15 protein-coding genes and 1 tRNA gene are annotated in these 15,775 nt (G+C 58.7%); 5 read left to right on the top strand and 11 right to left on the bottom strand.

What is annotated here, in order from left to right:
- The first annotated feature begins 18 nt into the window (after positions 1-18).
- Positions 19-1,056, top strand: coding sequence for a hemolysin family protein (locus NW828_RS06010; RefSeq protein WP_414358051.1), 1,038 nt, complete (start codon positions 19-21; stop codon positions 1,054-1,056).
- Between the two features lie 35 nt (positions 1,057-1,091).
- Here NW828_RS06010 and NW828_RS06015 read toward each other — a convergent pair whose 3' ends face one another.
- The 3 genes from NW828_RS06015 to NW828_RS06025 are packed head-to-tail and all read right to left on the bottom strand — an operon-like array spanning position 1,092 to position 3,687.
- Complete coding sequence (locus tag NW828_RS06015) at positions 1,092-1,409, bottom strand: hypothetical protein (RefSeq protein WP_011433986.1); 318 nt, start codon at positions 1,407-1,409, stop codon at positions 1,092-1,094.
- A 15-nt stretch (positions 1,410-1,424) separates the two neighbouring features.
- Entirely contained in the window at positions 1,425-1,730 is a 306-nt protein-coding gene (locus tag NW828_RS06020; protein WP_414382435.1) for a DUF4126 family protein, read from the bottom strand.
- A gap of 4 nt (positions 1,731-1,734) precedes the next feature.
- Positions 1,735-3,687 (bottom strand): ATP-binding protein, encoded by a 1,953-nt coding sequence (locus tag NW828_RS06025; RefSeq protein ID WP_414382467.1) that lies wholly within the window; start codon positions 3,685-3,687, stop codon positions 1,735-1,737.
- A 399-nt stretch (positions 3,688-4,086) separates the two neighbouring features.
- On the opposite strand from NW828_RS06025, the gene NW828_RS06030 reads away from it, so the two are divergent.
- The gene (locus NW828_RS06030; RefSeq protein WP_414382438.1) at positions 4,087-5,064 is read left to right on the top strand and encodes a deoxyhypusine synthase family protein; all 978 of its coding nucleotides are present in this window, start codon (positions 4,087-4,089) and stop codon (positions 5,062-5,064) included.
- A gap of 10 nt (positions 5,065-5,074) precedes the next feature.
- On the opposite strand, the gene NW828_RS06035 is transcribed toward NW828_RS06030, so the two are convergent.
- Genes NW828_RS06035 through NW828_RS06045 form a run of 3 tightly spaced genes read right to left on the bottom strand, consistent with a single transcriptional unit; the run spans position 5,075 to position 7,114 of the window.
- Positions 5,075-5,641, bottom strand: a complete 567-nt coding sequence (locus tag NW828_RS06035; RefSeq protein WP_011433982.1) for an ankyrin repeat domain-containing protein — start codon at positions 5,639-5,641, stop codon at positions 5,075-5,077.
- 4 nt (positions 5,642-5,645) lie between these two features.
- Positions 5,646-6,464: an MBL fold metallo-hydrolase gene (locus NW828_RS06040; RefSeq protein ID WP_414382440.1), complete on the bottom strand. Its 819-nt coding sequence runs from the start codon at positions 6,462-6,464 to the stop codon at positions 5,646-5,648.
- Positions 6,461-7,114: an anthranilate synthase component II gene (locus NW828_RS06045; RefSeq protein WP_011433980.1), complete on the bottom strand. Its 654-nt coding sequence runs from the start codon at positions 7,112-7,114 to the stop codon at positions 6,461-6,463. The genes NW828_RS06040 and NW828_RS06045 overlap by 4 nt, the downstream gene beginning before the upstream one ends.
- Positions 7,115-7,316: 202 nt before the next feature.
- On the opposite strand from NW828_RS06045, the gene NW828_RS06050 reads away from it, so the two are divergent.
- From NW828_RS06050 to NW828_RS06060, 3 genes are all read left to right on the top strand, one after another.
- On the top strand, positions 7,317-8,522 hold the full coding sequence (locus NW828_RS06050) for an RNA-guided endonuclease InsQ/TnpB family protein (RefSeq protein WP_414382442.1): 1,206 nt from the start codon (positions 7,317-7,319) through the stop codon (positions 8,520-8,522).
- A 116-nt stretch (positions 8,523-8,638) separates the two neighbouring features.
- A complete protein-coding gene (locus NW828_RS06055; protein ID WP_414382445.1) occupies positions 8,639-11,050 on the top strand; it encodes a DEAD/DEAH box helicase in 2,412 nt (803 codons plus the stop codon).
- 40 nt (positions 11,051-11,090) lie between these two features.
- On the top strand, positions 11,091-11,450 hold the full coding sequence (locus tag NW828_RS06060; protein ID WP_414331067.1) for a hypothetical protein: 360 nt from the start codon (positions 11,091-11,093) through the stop codon (positions 11,448-11,450).
- A gap of 339 nt (positions 11,451-11,789) precedes the next feature.
- Here NW828_RS06060 and NW828_RS06065 read toward each other — a convergent pair.
- The 5 genes from NW828_RS06065 to NW828_RS06085 form a co-directional block, all read right to left on the bottom strand.
- A tRNA-Ser gene (locus tag NW828_RS06065) sits at positions 11,790-11,874 on the bottom strand.
- Positions 11,875-11,947: 73 nt separating this feature from the next.
- Complete coding sequence (locus NW828_RS06070; protein WP_414382447.1) at positions 11,948-12,376, bottom strand: DUF2358 domain-containing protein; 429 nt, start codon at positions 12,374-12,376, stop codon at positions 11,948-11,950.
- Positions 12,373-13,170 carry an MBL fold metallo-hydrolase gene (locus tag NW828_RS06075; protein ID WP_414382449.1) on the bottom strand — a complete coding sequence of 266 codons (798 nt, stop codon included), beginning with the start codon at positions 13,168-13,170 and terminating at the stop codon, positions 12,373-12,375. The genes NW828_RS06070 and NW828_RS06075 overlap by 4 nt, the downstream gene beginning before the upstream one ends.
- Positions 13,171-13,185: 15 nt before the next feature.
- On the bottom strand, positions 13,186-14,526 hold the full coding sequence (locus NW828_RS06080; RefSeq protein WP_414382470.1) for a TldD/PmbA family protein: 1,341 nt from the start codon (positions 14,524-14,526) through the stop codon (positions 13,186-13,188).
- Positions 14,527-14,580: 54 nt separating this feature from the next.
- Positions 14,581-15,775 (bottom strand): RNA-guided endonuclease InsQ/TnpB family protein (locus tag NW828_RS06085; protein ID WP_414382451.1); only part of this gene is annotated, 1,195 nt, incomplete at its 5' end.

Below are 15,775 nucleotides of genomic sequence, written 5' to 3' on the forward strand. Positions count from 1 at the left end.
ATCCCGTAACGGAGCGCTATGGTTAATGTCTTCCTCTTGGCCTTTTTGCTGCTCCTCTCAGGAGCTTGCTCTGGGGCCGAAACCGCCATCACGGCCATGGACAACCTGCGCCTGGAATCTCTGATCGAAGAACAAGGGGATCCACAGGGCTTGTATCGACTGGCCCAACAACAGCGCTCGCGGCTGATCACCACCCTGTTGCTGGTGAACAACTTTGTCAACATCGGCATTGCTGCTCTGGCCACAACCCTCTCCATTGAACTGTTGGGAACCCAGATTGGAGCTTTGGCCGCCACCGTGCCCACCACAATTGTGGTGCTCCTCTTTGGAGAAGTAGCCCCAAAGTCTTTAGCGGTGAGCCATCCGCTAGGGGTGTTCCGCTGGGTGGTGCGGCCTGTTCATGTCCTATCGGTGCTGCTGCGCCCTTTTAGCGACGCTTTTGAGTGGGTTGTCAGCAGGCTCTTCAATCTATTGGAATTCTCCCCCCTGACGGCCACCGCTTCTCTCAAGGATTTGGAGCTGCTGATCGATGTGTTGGGGCAGCGGGGGCTGCTGGATTGGCAAAAACGGCGGCTGTTCCGTGGGGCCTTGGCTTTGGACTTGCTGCAGGCGCGGGACGTGGCCAAGCCCAGAGTTAAAATGGAGACCATCTCCCACGACAAAACACTGCAGGATGTGGTGAAGCTCTGTTTGGAAACGGGCTACTCGCGCATCCCCGTGCAGGGAGAATCCAAGGACGAGATCGTCGGCATTATCCACCTCAAGCAAGCCTTGCGCTATCTCGATCAAAAAGGCAATGCCGAAGTGACCCAGGCGATGGCACCGCCTTTTTTTGTGCCGGACACCAAGCGGGTCAGCTTGTTGCTCAAGGAAATGCTGCGCTCTCGCCAACACCTGGGGATTGTGGTGGATGAGTTCGGCGGCACCACCGGCCTCATCACGCTGGAGGACATTTTGGAGGAGCTGGTGGGGGATATTTACGACGAGAGCGATCTCTCCCCCCTGCTGCTGCGGCGGCAGCGGCGACCAGGTGGAGCTTCTACCTCCCCTGGCTGAGAACAGGAGCAAGGGGATCATCCCCTCTCTAAGTCCTAGCTGGCTCTGGAGGGATCCGTCTCCGCAGCTGTTGGGTTTTCGTGCGCGCCGGGAGTGAGCTCCCCAAAGCCGGCCTCGACGGGATAGCGGGCCACAAAAAAGATCCAGAAGCTGTGGATCCCTAGCCCCAAAGCCCACCAGCCCAACAGGGGCACCAGCCACGGCCAATCCGCGCGGTACAGTTGCTGAAAAAACACCAGCCCAGACCCGCTACAGAGGAAAACAGACAGGTGGGCGGCATAGGTATAGCGATCATCCAGCTTGCGAAATTCGGGATCCCGACGGGAGGGCTTCCGGGGCCAGCGAGGCGGCATGGCAAAACCATCCAGTTAAAACCTTCTCCAGTGTAGAACAGCCGTCGGCGGGGATCCCTGAGACTGGGGAGCGGCATTTCTGCTGCGGAACCCCAGTTTCAACGCCCGTTTGCCCAGCCAGTACACCAGCAAACCCATCAGCAGCACTGCCAGCCAAGGGGCCAGCACCGCCACCACCGCCAGCAGCAGAGAAGTGACGTTTTCGCCGGTGGCCAACAGCGGGTTGCCTAGCCCCCCTGTGTGGTGGTAGAGGTCACCAGTGTGGCACAAAAATGCGAAACTGAGGCCCAACCCCCAAAAAATGGCCGGTATGCCCTTCATATCCTCAGCGTTGATGGGAGTGCTCCCGCCAGCAGCAACTGGGGGGATCCGTCTCGGCTGGCTGAACCTCGAACTCCAGCGGTCCCTCCTCAGTGTACAGGTGCAGGTCGAACCAGAAGGTGGATCCCTGTTCTAGCTTGCTCTCCAGGCAGATGCGGGTTCGATGTTTCTCCAGGATGTTGCGCACGATGGCCAACCCCAGGCCGGTGCCCTCTAGGGTGTGGACCCGGTTCTCGACACGGAAAAAGCGGTCGAAAATCCGCTCCTGATCTTCTGGGGCAATGCCAATGCCTGTATCGGCCACCGCCACCCGCACTGCCTGCGGGGATCCATCCGCCTGAACCACCAGGTGGGCATGTACCGTCACCAGGCCCCCTGAGGGGGTGAACTTGAGGGCATTGCCCAGGAGATTGGTCATCACCTGCAGCAGCAGATCGTAGTTGCCCCAGACCAGCGGCAGATCCGGATCGACGAACTTGCGCAGCTGGATCCCTTTGTCGCGGGCCTGCAGGTGATGGGTGCGCAGCGTTTGCTCGATCACCGCCGAGATATCGACGCCCTCAAAGTGGTACTGCTTGCCCGATTCCAGACGAGACAAATCCAAAACATCGTTGACCAGGCGGGTGAGGCGGTCGGTTTCGCGGTTGGCAATTTCCAGATAATCCTGCCGCTCGGCGGGGGACATCTGCTCGCCGTACTCGTAGAGGGTCTCGATAAAAGACTTGATGCTGAAGAGGGGGGTGCGCAGCTCGTGGCTGATGTTGCTGATGAATTGGGCCTTGGCTTCGTTGAGCTCTGCCTCGCGGGTGATGTCCTGCACCGTCATCACGATCCCCTTGAGATTTTGCCGCCGCGGATCCGACACCGGCGAAAGCAGGATGCGGATAACACGCTTGGTGGGGCCGGTGAGGTTGACGCGAACTTCCTCTGCTTCTTGATCCCCGCGGGCAATTTGCATCAGGGGGCGGGCCAGTTGCTGCTGCAGATCCTCCGGCAACAGCTCCGGCAGGGGTTTGCCCAAAACGGGATCCCCTTCCCAGCCAAACATGCGGGAGGCGGCAGGGTTGAGCAGCAGCACCCGCAACTCGGCATCCAGCAAAATGGCAGCATCGACGATGGAGAAGACCAAGGTCTCCAACTTGGCTTTGGCGGCAGCCAGTTCCTCGATGTTTTGCTCTTCGTAGCTTTGCAGCCGCTCCGCCATCTCGTTAAAGCTGTCGATGAGCTGGGCCAGCTCTCCCCCGAAGGGCAGGTCGATGCGCTGCTTGAAGTTACCTTTGGTGATCTCCTGGACACCTTTGACCAGCTCTTTGATGGGATAGGTGATGGTGAGGGCATTGACCACCGCTCCCAGGATGGCCAAGACCCACACCGCCAAAAACACCCCAATCGAGACCTCCCGCGCCAATTGTGTGGAGCGCACCAGGGCGGGATTGGGATTGATGCCCAAGCCGAGGGTGCCCAAAAAGCGGCCCTGATGGTAGATGCCGACGAAAATATCCGTCACCCGCCCAGCAGGGGTAAGGTGGGTGCGCACCAGCGGTTGGCCCTCAGCAGGAGGACGGTTGTCCGGCAGTTGCATGCGACGGGTAAGGTTGAGGGAGGTTTTCACCTCCTGATTGGAGAACGGGATCCCGTAGTAGATGTTTCCTTCGGGATCGGCGTAGAGCAAATAGCGGATGCTGCTGGTGCTCTCAAAGTACTGGCGGGACAGTTGCGCCACTTCGCCAATGCGATCTTCCGCAATCAGGGGGGCGACATTGGCGGCCAAGAGCAGCCCCAGATCCCGGCCAAAGCGGGCCTCGTTGAAGCGGGCATCCTGCTGCACAGTGCTGACGGCCCAGAAGGTAAAACTGCTCACCACCAAGGAGACCACCAGCGTGGCCACAAAGAGCAGCTGGGTCTCCAGGCGCAGCTTTTGTTTCCAGCGCGCCCACCAGCGCTGCAGGGATCCCATCGAAGACCCGGCTGGCTTCGACTGCGAGGGATCCACAGCCCCAGGCAATGGCTCTGGAGACGGAGCAGTCGCTTCTGGAGATTGGGCTTCAACAATTGGCTCAACTGGCTCGACGGTGCTGACAGGAGGCATGAACCCAACGTGAACAGATAGCGTGAACGGATATAGGGCGGTGATTCGCCACCATTCTGACATGGGCAGGCGATCCCTTTGTCTCAGCCAAGGCCGGGTGAGAACCGGTATGGGATCCCGGCTTCGCAACGCAACCTGCTCCAGCCGACCTGCAGGGGAATGGTTGCCAATACCGATAAAGGTATCCCCAAGCAAAGCTTGTCAGCGCCCCTAAAGTTGATAGACTAGAAAATCGTGCTTCACCAGGTCAGAGTGACCGGAAAAATCGTGACCAACAGCCCCGTCAGTCAATTTATCCAACATCATTTTCGCCACTTCAACGCAGCCGCGCTGCTGGATGCAGCCAAAGGTTATTGTGCTCACCTGGAAAAGGGCGGCAAGATGATGGTGACCTTGGCCGGTGCCATGAGCACAGCGGAGCTGGGCCTTTCCCTAGCGGAAATGATCCGGCAGAACAAGGTGCACGCCATCTCCTGCACCGGCGCCAACCTAGAAGAGGACATCTTCAACCTCATCGCCCACGACTTCTACGAGCGGGTGCCCCACTACCGCGATCTTAGCCCGCAGCAGGAGCAGGAGCTGCTGGAGCGGCACATGAATCGGGTAACCGATACCTGCATTCCCGAAGAGGAGGCGATGCGGCGCTTGGAAAAAGCCCTTTTGGAAGAGTGGATGGCTGCCGACCAGGCCGGGGAACACTACTTCCCACACGAGTTTATCTACCGCATCCTGCGCAGCGGCCGGCTGGAGCCCTACTACCAAATTAATCCCCGGGATTCTTGGGTTTACGCCGCTATGGAGGCCAACTTGCCCATCTATGTGCCGGGATGGGAGGACTCCACCACCGGCAACATGTATGCCGCCCACTGCATCACGGGTGAGATCCGCAATGTGCATACCGTCCGCACAGGGATCGAGTACATGATCCACCTGGCGGACTGGTACACGCACACCTCGGCGGAGTGCTCCATTGGCTTCTTTCAAATTGGCGGCGGCATTGCTGGGGATTTCCCCATTTGTGTGGTGCCCATGCTCCATCAAGATCTGGGTCGCCAGGGCGTACCCCTGTGGGGCTATTTCTGCCAGATCAGCGACTCCACCACCAGCTACGGTTCCTACTCGGGGGCAGTGCCCAATGAGAAGATCACCTGGGGCAAATTGGGGATCGACACCCCCAAATTTGTCATCGAGTCGGATGCCACCATCGTGGCGCCTTTGATCTTCGCCTGGGTGCTGGGGTGGTAGAGAAGGGGAGTCAATCTGTATGCCCGTCGGTTGAGGCGGAGCGGGGCCAGCGGGACAACAGGGTTGCAGCTTCCCAGCGGCGCAGATCCTGGGCGATGCGCAGGGGCGTGAGGCCGTAGCCGTCCGGCTCGTCGATCTCGGAGCCATGTTCCAGCAGCAGCCGAACGACCTCAGGGTTGCCGGACCAAGCGGCAAAATGCAGGGGAAGGCCACCGGCGCCAAAACGAGCGTTCACCTCGGCCCCTCCCTGGAGCAGGGCTTTCGTAACCTCAGGGTTGCCCAGGCGAGCCGCTTGGTGCAGTGGGCTAGCTCCCCCATGGTCTAGTTGATTGGGATCCGCCCCCGCTGCCAGCAAAAGACGGGCGTTGAGGCCGCTTTCTACGAAAAACAGGGCTGTCTTGCCCCGCTCATCGACGGCGTTGGCGTCTTTCCCCAGCCAGAGAGCCAGTTGCAGCCGCAGCGGGTTGGCTTGGGCCAAGGCTTGTGGATCTTCTGGTAGGGAGTATCCATAGAATCCCAGACCCCCCACTAGCAGGGATCCCAGTCCGACAGCGATTTTTAGGACCTGACCTCGCATAGCCCTATTCCTCAAAGAAAAGGATGGCGAGCCCCTGCCTGGGCAGAGCCTGGGCCGAGAGCAGCAACGGGTTGCTGAGGGCAGGTTGCGGGGCAGCAGCGGGGAAGAGACGCAAAAACTCCTGCAGCGGCAGCAGCTCGCATTGGGATTCCTCGGCGGCGGCCGTGCGATACATGGTGGGGATGACCAGCTTGGGCTGCAGCGCCTCAATGGCCGCCTTGGCCCCGGCAGGATCGTAATTTTTCGGCCCACCCCCCACTGGCACCAGCAACAGGTCGGGACGAGCAAGCAGGATGGACTGCTCCCGCGTAATTGGCTGCAGCGCCCCTCCCAAATGGACAATGTCGATCCCAGCCATGCGCCAGCGCCAACCCACATTTACGCCAAAGCGAGGGCCACGGGGCATGCGTACTCCTTGCACCCGGATCCCGTCGATCAGATAGTCTCCCGGCTGAAACAGCACCTTGGGGTTGCCGGGCACCACATCCAAAGCACCCTCATCCAACAAGCGGCTGCTGAGCAACACCAGATCGGCAGCAACTCGTGGAGCAGGATAGCCAGCCGTACAACCCGCCGGCCGAAACGGGTTGACCAGAAACCGTCGGCCCTCCCCCTCGAACAAAACACAACTGTGGTGCAGCCAAGTCAGTTGCAGCCCCTGCGAGCTGGAGCCGGGAGTGAACTCTATAGACCCTGGGGTTATTGGCGTTTCCGAACCTTGTGCCGGCGCTGTCTGAGCGCCCGCTTTGCGCCCTCTGGCCAGGTTCACGGCCATCGATCCCAGCAGCCCAGCGCTGGCTTGCAGAAGCTGGCGACGCTTCATGGAGTGGGGATCCCTGATGTAACAACGGCAACGGTTTCCTGAGGTTTCTGCGAAACATTGGGCTGAGCAGCAGTTGAGGCTTTGGCGCTGCGCAGGAAGTTGCTCAACAAGCGCTTGCCCTCTGCAGTCAAGATGCTCTCCGGGTGGAACTGCACGCCCTGAACGTGGGGATAGCGGCGGTGGCGTACCCCCATGATGATCCCATCGCCTGTTTGAGCCGTCACCTCCAGCTCGTCAGGACACGTAGAAGGCTCGATCACCAAGCTGTGGTAGCGGGTGGCCGTGAAAGGCTGGCTCAACCCCTCAAACACCCCCACCCCTCGATGGTAAATGAGCGAGGTTTTGCCATGCATCAGCTCAGGTGCGCGCACGATCTGACCACCATAGACCTGGCCAATGCACTGGTGCCCCAGACAAACCCCCAAAATCGGCAGCTCTGGCCCCAGCTCCCGAATCAACTCCAGGGAGATCCCGGCATCTTCCGGCCGCCCTGGCCCAGGAGAGATAACTACAGCTTGCGGCTGCATTCGGCGCAGGTCGTCAACGGAGAGCTGGTCATTGCGAAAAACCTGAAGCTGAGCTCCCAACTCCCCCAGGTACTGCACCAAGTTGTAGGTAAAGCTGTCGTAGTTGTCGATGACGACCAGCACGATAGCATCCGGCAACGGCACCCCATTTTAGCACTTGCTTGAGCTGCTGTTCTTGATCCAAAGAAGCAGAGTAACTGGCGCTTTTTGCAGGGGCTGCCTCTAGTCCCCGATCTGCTGAACAATTGGTTACTTTGCGGAACCTTGGTTACTTTGCGGAACCGAAATAGCCATTAAACTAAGCATGTTGGCCGCGGCTATCTGAATGCTGCTTGGATTCCGCACCCGCTTAGAGCTGAATAACCGGCAGAAGACCCTAGCCGCTCAGCACGCTGGGGTAGCCCGTCACGCCTACAACTGGGGCCTGGCCATCTGTCGGCAAGCCCTGGAGAACCGGCAGAAACTCCCCACCGCCATTGACCTGCACAAGCGCCTGGTAGCCGAGGTTAAGAAGGAAAACCCCTGGTACTACCAGGTCTCCAAATGCGCTCCTCAGCAGGCATTACGCAACTTGGAGCAAGCCTTTAAGCGCTGTCGGGGTGGGTTGGGGAAGTTCCCCCGCTTCAAACGCAAGGGAGTGCGAGACAGCTTTTACCTAGAAGGCAGCATCCGCATTTCTGGCGACCGCATCAAGGTGCCTATCTTCGGTTGGCTGCGCTGTGCAGAGTTACTTCCGGCGACCACACCCAAGAACGTGGTCATCAGTCTTCGCGCCGGACACTGGTACATCTCCTTCAAATATGAAGCTCCAGCGCCTCAGGTGGAGAAGACCGGGGAAGTTGTGGGAGTGGACTTAGGGATCCATCACCTGGCCACCTGCTCCGACGGGGAAGTATTCGAGAATCCAAAGCCCTACCGTAAGGCGAGGAAGCGTCTGACCAAACTGCAACGGCGGCTGAGTCGCAAGCAGAAGGGATCCGCTAACCGTAAGAAGGCGGTGGTGCAGTTAGGCAAGGCTCATAAGCGGGTGGCAGACATTCGGCAAGACAATCTGCACAAGCTAACGACTTACCTGGCCAAGAAGTATCGGGTGGTGGTGATTGAGGGCTTGCAGGTGAAGAACCTGCTCAAGAACCGCAAGTTGGCAGGAGCGCTGTCAGACTGTGGGTTCTACGAGTTTCGGCGACAGCTAGAGTATAAGGCCCGGCTCTACGGCTGTCAGGTGGTGGCGGCGGATAGGTTTTATCCGTCCAGCCAACTGTGTTCAGGGTGTGGGCACCGACAGAAGATGCCACTGCAGGAAAGGGTGTTTCGCTGCGAGAGGTGCGGCCTGGAGCTAGACCGCGACTTGAATGCAGCCATCAACCTAGCCCAGTGGTATCTAACTACCTGCAGCTCGCGGGGAAGTAACGCCTGTGGAGATCCCTCTGGCGGGGTGGTGGGGGTGAACTCTGCCGCCAGTCATGGGTCGCTGAAGCAGGAAGAAAGCAGCGATGCTGGGCAAAGTTCTGTTTTGTTCAGCGTTGCATAAGTCTTTCGGAGCGGAGCAGTCGACGCCCCAAGAAAGCTTGTATCCTAGAAGGTACAACCCACAGGAAGCAGTGAATTGGGCGGGTTTCCAGGTTTCTCAATGTTGATTTGGATCCCATGAGTGCGCTTCTCTCCCCGGCAACCGATTTGCTGGACGAGTTGCGGCAGCTTTTCCCCTTCGAGCTGGACGACTTTCAGATCCGAGCCATTCAGGTTCTGGCTGCTGGGGAATCGGTGGTGGTCTGTGCTCCCACGGGATCCGGCAAGACCCTGATCGGAGAGTATGCCATCTATCGGGCCCTATCCCAGGGCAAGCGGGTTTTCTATACAACGCCCCTGAAGGCCCTCTCCAACCAAAAGTTCCGGGATTTTGGCCAGCAATTCGGCCCAGAACAGGTTGGCCTGCTCACCGGCGACATCTCCATCAACCGGGAGGCGCCGATCTTGGTGATGACCACCGAGATCTTCCGCAACATGCTCTATGGCACGCCGCTCTCTCTGGCCGTTCAGAGAGGAGCCTCCGGCGATGGGATGGAACCTTGGGAGGAGGCGGAGGCCCTGAGTCGGGATCCCTTGCGAGAGGTGCAGGCGGTGATCCTGGACGAATGCCATTACATGAACGACCAGCAGCGGGGCACCGTCTGGGAAGAAGCAATCATCTACTGCCCCCCCACGATCCAGCTCATTGCCCTTTCTGCCACCCTGGCCAACAGCGACCAGCTCACCGATTGGATGAACCAGGTGCATGGCCCCACCCATCTGATCGACTCCAACCACCGCCCGGTGCCGCTGCAATTTCACTTTGCCAATCGCAAAGGGCTGTTCCCCCTGCTGGAGCAAACCGAGTCCGGCCAGTGGGTTTGCAATCGCCGCCTGAAAAGCAAACTCCCCAAGTCAGGTCAGTCTCCCTATGGGGGAGTGCCGGATATGGTGCAGGTGGTGGAGAACTTGCGCCAGCGGGACATGCTGCCGGCCATCTATTTCATCTTCAGTCGCAAAGGCTGTGATATGGCCGTGGCCAGCGTAAGGGATCTGGACTTGGTAGCCAGCGAGGAAGAACGGCAGCAGTTGGCCGAGCAGATCGACCGCTTTTGTCGAGAAACGCCCGAAGCTGTCCGCCGAGATCAGTTGGATGCCCTTTACCGGGGTATTGCCGCTCACCATGCCGGCATGTTGCCTGCCTGGAAGGGACTGGTGGAGCATCTGTTTCAGCAGGGGCTAGTGAAGCTGGTCTTCGCCACTGAGACTTTGGCCGCCGGGATCAACATGCCCGCCCGCACAACTGTCATCTCCTCCCTTTCTAAGCGCACCGACAACGGCCACCGCCTCTTGACCGCTTCCGAGTTCATGCAAATGTCGGGCCGAGCCGGACGGCGGGGCAAGGACATCATCGGCCATGTGGTGACGGTGCAATCCCCGTTTGAGGGGGCCCAAGAAGCTGCGCGGCTGGCCACCTCTGGAGCGGATCCCTTGGTGAGCCAGTTTACCCCCACCTATGGCATGGTGCTGAACCTGCTGCAAAAGCACTCTTTGGAAGCAGCACGGGATCTGATCAACCGCAGCTTCGGCCAGTATTTGCTCTCGTTGCAAAAGTTGCCCGAACAACAGGAGATCCTGCACACGCGCGCCGAGCTGGAGGAGATCGACCGTCTCTTGGGAGGCATTGCCGACGAAGATATCGCCCGCTATGAGAAGATGCAGGCGCAACGGCGGGAAGAACGACGCATTTTGCGCTACTTGCTCAAACAACGGGAAGCTGAGCCGGATCCCACCTTGCGGCTGTTGGCCTTTCCCCACATTCATGCCCAAGAGGAAAAAATCCGTGCCCTAGAAGCTCAAATCCGAGAGAATCCCGCTCACCAAGTGGGGAAAAAATTGCTGGGTTTGCGAGAAAAACGCCAGCGCTTGCTCGAGCGCCTCGAGCACCTGGAGCGGCAAAGCGATTCCGTGCAGGAGTTGCGCTGGCAGCAATTTATGGCCTTGGTGGGGGTGTTGCAGGATTTCAACTGTCTGCAAGAATATCAACCTACCGATAGCGGAGAGGTGGTGGCTGCGCTGCGGGGGGATAACGAGCTCTGGCTGGCGCTGGCTCTGCTCTCCGGTGAGTGCCAGGGCTGTGCTCCTCATCATTTGGCCGGAGTTGTGGCTGCCTTGGTCTCAGAGCCTCCCCGTTCAGGCATCTACAGCCGGTTGCGCACCTCAGGACTGGTGGAAGATGTGCTGCACGGGTTACGGGGTTTACGGCGGCAACTGTTCCGCAGCCAACGCCAACACCAGGTGTTTCATGTGCCGATTGGGTTTGAGCCCAGCTTGGCCGGGATCGTCGAACATTGGGCGCAAGGGATCCCTTGGGAAACCCTAGAAGCCAGCACCAACCTAGATGCCGGAGACTTGGTGCGCCTGATCCGCCGCACGCTGGATTTGCTTTCTCAGATCCCTTATGTACCCCATCTGCCGGCAGAGTTACGGGAAAATGCCCGTCAAGCCCAAAAAATGCTGGATCGCTTCCCGGTGAGCGAGTTGATCTAGCGAGCTCAGACCGTTTGCTGTTCAGTGAGGTTGCAGCTCTATGATGCCCGCCGGTGAACCCACCCTCAGGGATGTGTTGAGTGTTATTGAAGAGATCCGGCAAGATGTGGAAGAGATCCGACAGGATGTGGAAGGACTCCGGCAGGATGTCTCCAGAACCAACGAGCGGCTAGAAGCCCTGGCAGCCGATCAAGCAAAGCGCTGGGCCGAGCAGGAAAGACGTTGGGCTGAGCAGGAGAGACGTTGGGCCGAGCAGGGGATAGAAAACCGGGTGATCCTAGAACGAATTGACACCTATCAAAAGGCTAGCGCCCAAGTGGTTAACCTGGCTTTTGCCTTGATTGGAGCTGCCACCGTAGCTCTTGTCGGCATCGTCCTACGGTTGGCCGTTAGTCTATAGTCAGCTGGTTCGGCAAAAACTTCGGCAGGCAGGATGGCCTTGCTTCTCTATTCGGCAACTGGTACGGCTTGTCCTTGAGTTTGGCATTCCGAATGGCCATCTCTGACAGGGCCATGTCCCACCCCGTCTGTTATATCCCCTATTGTGTCCCACTTTAGCCTGGATTACAGTGGGTTTCCCCGGTCTATCGTGGACACTAAAAAGCCCAGAAGCCTTGCTGGGTAAGAGCTTTCTGGACTTCAGTGGACGTTATCGGATTACGGAGAGAGTGGGATTCGGTCGCGCCAGCGGGCCGGATGGCCCTACCCACGGTGAGTTGCTCTCACAAACAAGTTCCAGCGGAGAGAGTGGGATTCGAACCCACGGTGAGTTGCCCCACACAGCATTTCCAGTGCTGCGCCTTCGACCACTCGGCCATCTCTCCAGATTGAGAACAGGGGCGACTTTCCAGAGAGCTAAAAAGTCAGCTTTGTGATCCTAGCAGAGGATGGAAGCCATCAATGAGATCCTTTGGGATCCCCAGGCCGAAACATTTGCAGCAACACTTGCCGGCGAGAGCACCGCCAGTAATCAACATGGGATCCGATCAACCCCGTCTCATTGATCTGCATCTCTGTCCAGCCAGGGATGCACAGGCGGGGACGCCAAGGCAAAGCCAAAGCACCGCTCAGGATCCACTCGGTGCGGATCTGGCTGCCGGTTTGTCGAATATCCTGCAGCTCGAGACGGATATCCTCTATCCAACGCCCTATCCCCTCGATCATGCGGCGATAGCGATCCAAGCCGCGAAACTCGTTGAGGGGATCCCGGAAGTAAACCTGGGGATCGTAAATCGAATAAGTTTGATTTTTGGGAAAGCGAGCGTAATCTGCCCGCAAGATGGCCACCAGATCGGCGCTAGGCGGGGCTGGGGAAGAAAGGCTCATAGCTTGGCCGCAACAGAAAGAGACACCGTTTCCCCAGGGGCGGGGCAACACAACCGGATAGATTGGGACGTGGCGGCATTCAAGGCTGCCAGCTTTTCTCGAAACTCCTGCAGGCTGCCCAAGGGGCGGATCTGGGCGGCAAACCACCCGTGGTAGTCCACCTCTCCCATCGCGGTTGGGATCACCTGCTGGGGGCACAGGGCTGCCACCACCTCTAGAGACCGCTCCGGCCCCATGATCACCTCTCCCAAGAGGGGGAAAATTTGCCCCACCACCGGAATCAGTAGGGTATGGATGGAGCCAAACTCCTGCTGCAGCCGCGGGCGGACATCCGGCTGGGACAGATGAGGCTCGTAGTAAAGCCGTGTCTGAGAGGGCACCTCTTCCAGCAGATAGCCCAGCTCACGGACAGGCCCTAGGGGCGCACCGGGAATGGCTGTGACCCGCAGATCCCCCCAGCGAACAGACTGCCAGGGATCCAGAGCCTGAACCGTTGCAAATCCCAGACTCTTCACGACTCTGGCCGCAGCCGGCGAAGCCAAAACGGGGATCCGCTTATCCAGGCGCTGCAACGTTGGTGGGTGGCAGTGATCCGGCTGGGCTTGGCTGAGGAGGATCCCGTCGATTTTGGGCAAGGTCTCCGGCGTAAAAGGGAGCGGCTGGCGGTGCTCCAGGCGGATGAACCAGGGGATCCCCAGAAACACCAGGGGATCCACCAGCCACGGATCCAATAGGAAGGTTTGCTCCCGGGTGTGGATGAGCCAACTGTTGAGGTCGATGCGGGTCAGTTTCATGAGTTTGAAGTGAGGTTATTGCCCGGTAATGGAGAGATCGGCAACCCAAATGCGGGGACACAGCCCACCGGGTGTGACTTGCGGCTCGGGCTCGACGTAGAAAATCGACTTCAACAGCTCCAGGAAGTCTCCGGCCACCGTGGCCGCTTCGATGCTGATGCGTTCTCCTTGGCGTACCCACCACCCCTGAAACGGCAGCGAGAAGGATCCCTGTAGGGGCTTAACGCCGGCATGAAGCGCTTGCAGCTCATCGATCCAAACTACATTTTCAGCCGTAGCCAAGTCATAGGTGCTCTCCGGCGGTGCCCCGGCAAATACATGGTAGTAGTGGGCGGCAACCGTGACCTTGGCGCCGATGTTGGCATGGCCGGTGGGCTGGGCTCCTAGGCGCTTAGCCGTACCGGCGCTGTGCAAAAAGTGGGTCAAGACCCCATTGGTGATGAGGGGGACACGGCGGGTGGGGGTGCCTTCTCCATCAAAGCTGATCGCTCCCACATTGGTCGGGTGTAGGGCATCGTCACACACCGACAGAAGAGGCGAGGCAATGGTCTTGCCCAGGGATTCTGGGGTGGACAGGCTTTGGTTGTCCAAAATGTTTTGAGCATTGAACACATTGGAGAAGGCGCCCAACAAACTCAAAAAGGCTTCTCCGGAAAAGACCACTGTGTATTTTCCAGAAGGGATCCGCTCATACTCCAGATGGCTAATCAGTTTCTCAGCAGCTTCCTGCACACAACCCTGGATATCCAACTCATCCAGGCTGCGAGCCACTCGCATGGCTCCGGCGCTGCGGGGTTTGCGACCTTCTTGCTCTGCCTTGCTGTAGAGAAAAACCGAAGCGAGGGTATGCTCCTCTTGTCGTAGGGCTTGGTGGCTGTTGAGGTAGAAGCGGTTGATTTGCCGCTGCGCTAGGCCGTTGTAGGGCACCCCCTGAATGGCGGGATGGGATCCCAGCAGTGCCTTTTCAGCAGCCACCAACTGTTCCAACAAGTCGCCAGCCAAAGCCAACGGCCCTTTGTCGTTACAAGGCTGAGCAATAGGCAGAGTGGCTTCTGGGCTGAATTGAGGGGCATGTTCCCGCAGGCCAAAACGGCTGGCTTCAAAGGCCGTTTGCAGGGCCAGTTCCAGCCCCGCCTCATCCACATCGGTGGTGGAGGTCACCCCCACCTGACCCTGGTCGTTCCAGGCCCGCACCGTCACGCTGCAGCGGTGGGAAGCCTTGACCTGGCGAGGTTCCCCATGATCTACCTGCACGCTGGTTTCATCCACTTGAGCCCCGTAGAGATCAAACTGAGGGATCCCCAGCCGCCGGGCACAGCTTTGTGCCTGTTCTGCCAACACCTCGACTTGCACCATTGCCACTCCCCAAGTTCCTGTTGCCATCCAGCGCCTCTAGTAAACTACCCGCACTCATGCTGACGCAGAGCGCTCCGCACCGCTAAAGCGAAAGAGTGCAGGCTTTCGGTAGCCCTGTAGTTGGCAAGCCAACCACGGACCTCTAGGCTGGTTTACAGCAGCCCCAAGTTTGGCAATCATGTTGGCCCCATTCCAGTCCGCATCCCCTTCCCATCCACAGTGCCCACACTTAAACTGCTTCCCACTGCGATAGGATTGCGCAGGGTCGGGATGGATGTGCAAACACTTGTGACAGGTCTGCGAGGTATAAGCAGGCGGAACAAGGATCAGAGAAACCCCTGCAACTCTCGCCTTGTATTCCAGAAACTGCCTCAGTTGGTAGAACGCCCAACTGTTGGCCCTGCGCCGCTCGGCTTTGCTGCGGGGTTGTTGGTTGATACGCTCCCGTATCCCTGTCAAGTCCTCTAAAGCAATAGCGCTATTTGTGGCCTTTGCCCTAGAAACAATAGCTTTAGAGATGCGATGATTGACCCACGTTTTTGCTACGCAACGCTGACGCGACTGAAAGCGTCTCTCCTTACCAGACAGCCGTTGCAACAGTTCTCTGCATCTGCGCCGCGAACTGCGTGTGCCCTTACTGGCTTTGCGTTGGAGTGCCGCCCTCAACCGGGAGTAGTGGTCGCGGACTCTGTTCAACTGCTGTCCATTCCAGTTGTCCCCCTCTGACGTATGGGCAATATCTGTCCTTCCCAAGTCCACGCCTACCACCTGAGCGGTGTTCTGCTGTTCCGGTAACTTTGCTTCCACACAGATTTGAATGGAGTAGGAACCGTCTTTGCGCTTGACCAGAGTGGCCGATTTGGGATTGGAGCCTGCCAACTGTTCTCTCTGGTAATGACCAATCGCCAGCTCAAAGCGTTCTCGACCCTCCACCGTGGTGAGCGACACCGTCCAGTCTTTCTCGCGAAACGAAAAGATACGAGCGTCGTAGGTAGCGAAGCCACCCTTGTTCGCGTTAGCGTCGCGTAGCGACAACGCTTTGACCGGGCGGTTTTTCTGTTGTGCCACCTTGCGAGCAGACGCTACCCGTCTGCATATCTGTTGGTCGCGTAAGCGGGACGTAGTCCTTGCCAAATTACTGGACAAGCCGAAACGGGCACGGATTTCGTAGTAGCACAGGGATTGGAGTTTCAGTGGGTTGACGACTTTCTCGGGTGTGTTTTGGTTGACCCAGTTCAAGGCTTGGCCG

It is taken from the genome of Synechococcus sp. W55.2, assembly GCF_047461635.1.
Classification (GTDB): Bacteria; Cyanobacteriota; Cyanobacteriia; order Thermostichales; family Thermostichaceae; genus Thermostichus.